Source organism: Ruegeria sp. BHSB056 (assembly GCF_059613305.1).
In genome coordinates this window covers 1-6,213 of sequence record NZ_JBXWSG010000132.1, presented here as the reverse complement: position 1 = coordinate 6,213, position 6,213 = coordinate 1, and the positions used below count along the sequence as shown (strand labels likewise).

Genomic DNA, 6,213 nt, shown 5'->3' with positions numbered 1-6,213 from the left:
GGGGGTCGGTGGCTTAACGCCAAGACCGAGAAACGACAATCCGGCCTCAAGCGCGATCACCGTGGGGATGTCCATCGCGGCCAGAACCGCCAGTACACCAATGATGTTCGGCAGCATGTGCACACCCAGAATGCGCGACATACTGGCCCCCATTGAGCGTTCGGCCAGGATGAACTCGGAGTTGCGCAGGGTCAGCGTCTGTGTCCGCGCGACCCGGCCATAGGTCGGGATCGAGGTTGCCATGACCACAAAGACCACCGTTTGCAGGCTGGGGCCGACCAGTGCGACAACAGCGAGCGCGAACATTACGGTCGGGAAGGACCGGATGGTGTCAAAAAGCAGCATAAGTAGATTGTCGAGCCATTTGGGCCCGTAACCTGCGATCATGCCCAGGGTAAGGCCGATCACCATGGCGCCGAAGACAGCCGGCAGGGCGACTTTGAGGGCCACTTGCCCGCCCATGATCACGCGGCTGAAAGTATCGCGGCCCAACTGATCTGTACCCAGCCAATGGCTGGCCGATGGGCCTTGCATGCGTTCTTGAATGTTCATCGCAATCGGGTCGTATGGCACGATCCAGGCGGCGAAGATCGCGCTGAACACAATTGCGCCGACAATGATCAGTCCCATCAGCCCAAGCGGGTTCTTGGCTACACCTGTCAGGATAATTCCGAGTTCCGACCGGGGTTTTTCGATGGCGGCGTCGGTCATGTTGAGTTCCTCGCGCGTGGGTCTAGCCAGGCGTTGATCAGATCTGCGAGAGCGGTCGAAACAACGAAGAGGCCGGTAGAAACAAGAACCGAGCCCATGACGATCGGGTAGTTTCGGGTTGTGATACTGTCGATCACCAGCTTGCCGAGGCCCGGCCTTGCAAAGACGATCTCGGCAAAGACGGCGGCGCTGAGCAAGAACCCCATGCCGACACCGATCACTGTGACGACAGGAAGAATGGCGATACGAAGGGCATAGACCATGATGATCCGGCGTTCGGCTAGACCAAAGGCGCGCGCGGTTCGGATGTGGTTTTCACCCAGAACCTCAAGCATCGACGCGCGCACAAGCCGGGCGATATACCCGACCCAACTTAGCCCGATGGCAAACGCAGGCAGCACCAGGTGATCCAGCCTGTCCCAGAACCCGTCTCCAACACCGATGGACGGGAACCATTGCAATTGCACAGCGAAGAATAGCAGAGACAGAAGCGCCACAACAAAGGCAGGAGCCGCCACGAAACTGACTGACAACACGGCGACGCAACGGTCGATCAGTGTGTTGGGGTGGGCTGCCGCGTAGGCGCCCAGGCCAATGCCCAGGGCGGCGGACCAGATGATCGAGGCGAAGATCAGCTCCAGCGTGAACGGCAACTGCTGGAAAACAATCTGCGTGACCGATCGGCCCGAGAATACGTCCGTACCAAGGTCACCCTGCAGCATATTGCCATAGAAGATAACGAGTTGTCGCCAGATCGGCTGATCCAACGCCAGTTCGGCAGTGAGCCGCGCCTGCAGTTCCGGGGTCGCTCGCGGACCAAGCATGATCTGCACCGGATCACCGGGAACGGCCCGGATCATCAGGAACATCAGCGTCACCGCAACGAGCAGAATCAGCGCAGCAAGTGCGAACCGCCTCAAGGCAAAGCTCAGCATGGTGCTATCCTTTCCCATGATGGGGGTTGCGCGCGACCACCCGAAGGCGGCCGCGCAAATAGGCGCAGGGAGATCACGCCTTGCCGAAGTACCTCAGGAGAGACAGACCATCGGGGCGCAGTGCCGGCACAACGCGCGAGGAATGCACAATTGGCGTCGCTTCGTGCGTGATGAAGCGATAGGCGCCACTTTCTTCCATCAAGTCCTGCGCGCGCTGGTACATTTCAGCGCGTTTGGTTGAATCGGTTTCGGCCGAAGCCGCTGCATGAAGCTGGTCAAACTCCTCGCTGCGGAAGCGTTCCCAGTTCCAGATGCCTGCCTGTTCGGTGGTGAACCATGCCGTTGCATAGGACGGATCTGGTGCCATCGAGAAGCGGTTGAGCACAAGTTGTAGGTCCTCGTTGTCACCGCTGGCCCAGAAGGCACCGGATTCAAGCACGTTGATTTCCAGCGTGATGCCTATCTGAGCCAACATTGCCTGAATGACCTGTGCCATGGTGGTGTAGGTCGTCTTGTTCAGAATATCGAGCGACAGGGTGACATTTGTCTCACCGGACTCTGCCAACAATGCCATGGCCTTTTCGATGTTGGCCTGTGGCGCGACCATGCCGTTGGCGCGGTTCCCCGCAAGGCCCGGCGCGATGATGCCGGTCGAAGGTTCTGCTGCCCCGAAGTAGGAGGCCTCCAGAATGGTAGGCACGTCGATGGCGTGCTGGATCGCTTGACGCAGCTTTGGATTTTGTAATTTGGGATGATCGAGGTTCATCCCTAGCCAGACGTAGTACAGAGACGGATTCTCGACGAGGGTGCCGCCATTTGGAACGCCTTCGCGGTACCTTGCAACCGACCCCAGAGACACGCGGGTGAGATCCAGTTCACCAGCCTCAAAAGCGATCTCGGCCGTATTCTCATCGTCGATCGGATAGATCTCGATCGTATCCCAGGCCGGGGCATCTCCTTTCCAGTCGGGGTTGCGTTGCAGAACCGTCTTTTCCTTCGGACTCCAGCTTGCGCGCAGATAAGGACCACTTTCCGCCACCGGATCGGACCCGATGCGACCGCCTGTGGCCTCTACAGCGGCCTTAGAGACGATGTTGCCTGTGATATATGGCAAAGCAATCGACCATAGCGGAGCAAAAGGCTCCTTCAGAACGATTGTGCCTTCACGTTCGCCAGTCACTTCGACATGGCTGAGCGGTCCCATATCCGGCTTGTTCGGGCTTTCGGTTGCGTCTGCCACAATCCGCTCAAAGCTGAACTTCACATCCTCGGCAGTCATCGCACCATGACCATTCGTGAACCCGATGTCGTCGCGCAGTGCAAACTTGACGTGGGTCGGGTCGGCCTGTTCGATCATCGAGGCCGCATCCAGTTGCCACCCCCATTCAGAGCCTGGCTTGTACTGGATCAGCTTGTTGTAGATCGAGGCGTGGATTTCTTCCTCCACCACGCCGACACTGTGCGCCGGGTCCATGTTCGGTGCGTCGCCATAGGACCGAACGCGCAAGACGCCGTTATCCTGGGCAAAGGCACGACCGGCCCAACCCATCGGCAGTGCAGCCGTAGCGCCGAGCGCGGTCGCCCCTTTCAGAAAATTGCGGCGCCCTGTGGGTGCCTTCATCCATTCAATTCTCATGCGTAGTCTCCCTTTGGGTGGTCAAAGAAGCCCACGAGGAACGGTGCGCGACCACTCCTTCGTCAGGACTTCGGTGTCATCGGGCCCTTCGGTGGCCCGTAGTTCGCGGTGAAGGTAGAAATTGCTTTCGTCGCAGGACATGCGCGAACGGGTTTCTATCCAAACTTCCCAGTCATCGCGTTTGAAGCGAAAGTTCCATTTCGAGCTGAACGTCGCGGAAGCAGGATCTTCAGGATGAATGGCATAGTGCATTGTGACATCACTGCCGCTGATAAGACCGTGATAGGGATCGCGCACCATGCCGAAGTCATCAAACGTGTCGAGTGTTGTGTGGCCCTTATTGTTTGTGCTTCGCTGCACTGTACTCGACGGTTCACGCAGCACATCCGCATTGAGCATGGGAAAACTGTCAGGAGACCCGGGATTGGCAGGCTCGGGTTCAAACTCGACACAGCGCTCAGGGATAACCAATTGGCAGCCTTCGATTTCAAGCGTGATCTCGAACGGTTTGGGCGCGGGCCAGACGATCGGCCAATATGAGGTCGAAAGCGCCAGTCGCAGACGATGTCCCGGTGCCAGCCGATGCGCACAGGCATTCAATTCGAATTCCACGTCGTAAAGTTCTCCCGGCACCAAAGCTTTCGGGGTTTCGTGGCTATCGTGATGCGTCAGATTGAAAGGGCGATAAGTGATGCGTTGCGACGCGCCATTCGGCGCGACATCGCACAGCCGCGCTACAACCTGCGCGACCGGCTGATCAACGCGGACCGCCAGTTTCAAACGCGGGCGCCCGACGATTTCGAGTGGGGCCTGAAGCTGAAGGTCGAAACAAATGGATCGCGCGTCGTCCTCTTGCTGGTCCCCGGGCAACTCGTTGTCTATGCGCATGCCCGGGCAGAAATACCCGCTGGCGGCCCCGATATCTGCTGCGCTTGAGAAGACAATTGTTCCGGATCCGGGATCGGTGACAAGCACGCCGTCACCCAGACTATAGGAGCGATCCTGAACGTTTCGTGACGGCCAATTGTCTTCGGCAATCCACCGTCCTTTGCGGGGCTTGATCTTGTGGGAGGGATCGTCGTGTTCCTGCACGAAGGTCCTGAAATCGGGCAGTGTTTCAGCCCCATTCAACTCGCCCTTCAGCCAACGGTCGAACCAACCGATGATCTCCGAATGTGCATCCGCGGCTTCTATTTTCGAGATATGCGGGTAGCGGTGCTCCCAAGGGCCGATCAACGCCTTGGTGGGTGCTTGCAGGTTTTCCACCAAAGTCAGCGGTGTATTGACGTAGGCATCAGCCCAGCCGGTGATCGCCAGGACCGGCACGTCAATTCGCGACCAGTCTTCGCAGACCGACCCGTGTTTCCAGAACGCGTCACGGGTCGGATGCGCCAACCAGTCCGCCGCCAGGTCTGGCAAGTTTTCCAGCCTTTTGATCCAATCCTCGCGCCAGTCTTGACGCAATTCAGGGTCGGCAGGGCGGGAAAGATAGGCGAACATCTGTGCCGCCCAGTTGGCGTTGTCGCTTAGCAAGCAGCCGTCCATGAAATGGATGTCATCCGCATATCGGTCGGTGGTTGAGGCAATGCTTACCACGGCCTTCAGTTCCGGCGGACGGCGATAGGCCAGCTGCAACCCGTTGAAACCACCCCAACTGATCCCGATCATGCCGACGTTTCCATCGCACCACTCTTGCTTGGCGATCCAAGCCAGAACAGCTTCGCCATCAGACAATTCCTGCTCGGAGTATTCATCGTCAAAGCAGCCTTCGCTGTCGCCGGTACCGGCGATGTCGACGCGCACGCAGGCGTAGCCGCCTGCCGCAAACACCCGATGTGTTGTTTCGTCGCGCGGCGCCGTGCCGTCACGTTTGCGATAGGGGAGGTATTCAAGAATTGCCGGCGCGGGTTCTCTGACATCTGGAAGCCAGATCCGGGCGGCCAGTCTTCGTCCGTCCGGCAGAGCGATCCACTCGTTCTCGATTATGTTGATACCGTCCAGCACGTTCCCTACCACCTGTAAATTGCAGGCTCAGCGTGGCGACGTTTTGGCATTCTGCCAAGTAAGCGACTTTACACTTTTGTACGCGAGTGTAAGCATATTGGCGAACAGTTGCGAAGGTTCCTGCAGAATGTCGGAAAATTTCTCACTAAACTTGCGGTCTCTGTGCGCGGACTACGGCAGCATCGCCCAGGTCTGCCGGGACATCGGTCTGAACAGGCAGCAATTCAATCGTTATTTGAACGGCGGCGGTATGCCTTCCGCCCACAACCTGAGACGCATCGCACAGCATTTCAAAATCAGCGAAGAAGACTTGGAGGCCGACCCGGCTGCCTTTGGGGCAATACGCAGCCGCATGCAGAACCCAATCAGAAAAGGCCCTGCGCAGCTCCTATCCGGCATCTTTGAGAAGCAGGCTGGGCCACTCCGTCGTTATCTCGGCTTCTACCATGGGCATTTCGTGACGCCTACCTGGGAAGACAAGATCATGCGCACACTGATCTGGTTACGCGAGGTAGATGGCTACATCGTTTCTCACACATTCGAACGTGCGTTAAGTGACGACGAAAGCATCGTTCAAAAGACACGCTATTCCGGACTTGTGGCCTATCGAGGCAATCGGATTTACCTTCTGGAAAGCGCAAACAGCGAGGATGGGTTTTTGTCTGAAACGATCCTCTTTCCTGCGCACCGGCAACAAGTCAGGTACCTGAACGGCATGACGATGGGCGTCGCCACAAGACCGCGCATGGCGCCCTATGCATCGGCCACAATCTGGAAAAGACTGCCCGAGAGAACTTCGATACGCGAGGCGCTGAAGCAGACTGGGATTTTTTCTTTTCAAGACACAAGAATCGACGTGATCGTGCGGAAGCAACTGAAGGACGGGCAGGGGATCGTCTGAACACGTACAGGTTCGTGAGCCTTGCG

Annotated in this window: 5 protein-coding genes; 1 reads left to right on the top strand and 4 read right to left on the bottom strand. The window is 57.9% G+C overall.

The annotated features are described in order from the left end of the window. The 4 genes from AC2FND_RS19235 to AC2FND_RS19220 form a co-directional block, all read right to left on the bottom strand. On the bottom strand, positions 1-696 hold a 696-nt coding region (locus AC2FND_RS19235), incomplete at its 3' end, for an ABC transporter permease (RefSeq protein ID WP_496771328.1). Between the two features lie 11 nt (positions 697-707). Next, a complete protein-coding gene (locus AC2FND_RS19230) occupies positions 708-1,646 on the bottom strand; it encodes an ABC transporter permease (RefSeq protein WP_480508014.1) in 939 nt (312 codons plus the stop codon). A gap of 73 nt (positions 1,647-1,719) precedes the next feature. Continuing rightward, on the bottom strand, positions 1,720-3,282 hold the full coding sequence (locus AC2FND_RS19225; RefSeq protein WP_480508012.1) for an ABC transporter substrate-binding protein: 1,563 nt from the start codon (positions 3,280-3,282) through the stop codon (positions 1,720-1,722). A gap of 21 nt (positions 3,283-3,303) precedes the next feature. Beyond that, entirely contained in the window at positions 3,304-5,283 is a 1,980-nt protein-coding gene (locus AC2FND_RS19220) for a CocE/NonD family hydrolase (protein WP_496771327.1), read from the bottom strand. A 130-nt stretch (positions 5,284-5,413) separates the two neighbouring features. Here AC2FND_RS19220 and AC2FND_RS19215 point away from each other — a divergent pair, with 130 nt between their 5' ends. Next, positions 5,414-6,187, top strand: a complete 774-nt coding sequence (locus AC2FND_RS19215; protein WP_496771326.1) for a helix-turn-helix transcriptional regulator — start codon at positions 5,414-5,416, stop codon at positions 6,185-6,187. Positions 6,188-6,213: the final 26 nt, after the last annotated feature.